The organism is Actinomadura keratinilytica (assembly GCF_039539665.1).
GTDB classification, from domain to species: domain Bacteria; phylum Actinomycetota; class Actinomycetes; order Streptosporangiales; family Streptosporangiaceae; genus Spirillospora; species Spirillospora keratinilytica.
In genome coordinates this window covers 1-693 of record NZ_BAABDO010000290.1, presented here as the reverse complement: position 1 = coordinate 693, position 693 = coordinate 1, and the positions used below count along the sequence as shown (strand labels likewise).

General features: G+C 72.0%; 1 protein-coding gene. It reads left to right on the top strand.

What is annotated here, in order from left to right; all coding sequences use genetic code 11:
- On the top strand, positions 1–693 hold a 693-nt coding region (locus ABD879_RS32755; RefSeq protein WP_345025679.1), incomplete at both ends, for a condensation domain-containing protein.

Here is a 693-nt window from a genome sequence, read left to right as displayed (position 1 = left end):
GAACCGCCGCTGCGCGCCCACCTGTTCCGCCTCGCCCCCGACGAGCACGTGGCGCTGCTGGTGCTGCACCACATCGCCGGTGACGGCTGGTCGTTGGCGCCGCTGGCGCGTGATGTGATCGCGGCTTATGCGGCGCGGGCGGAGGGGCGTGCGCCGGGGTGGGCCGAGCTGCCGGTGCAGTATGCGGATTACGCGTTGTGGCAGCGGGAGCTGTTCGGTTCGGAGGACGATCCGGACAGTCTGATCTCGCGGCAGATCGCGTTCTGGCGTGAGGCGTTGGCGGGCGCTCCGGAGGAGCTGGCGCTGCCGACCGATCGGCCGCGTCCGGCGGAGGCGTCCTACCGCGGCGGCACGATCCCCTTCCGGCTCGACTCCGACCTGCACGCCGGGCTGGTGGCCCTGGCCCGTCAGAGCGGCGCCAGCCTCTTCATGGTGACGCAGGCCGCCTTCGCCGCGCTGCTGACGCGGCTGGGTGCCGGGACCGACATCCCGATCGGGTCGCCTGTGGCGGGGCGGACGGACGACGCGTTGGACGACCTGGTCGGCATGTTCGTCAACATGCTCGTCTTCCGGACGGACACGTCGGGTGATCCGTCGTTCCGCGAGCTGGTGGCGCGGGTGCGGGAGACGGACCTGGCCGCTTACGCGCACCAGGACGTGCCGTTCGAGCGCCTGGTGGAGGTGCTCAACCCG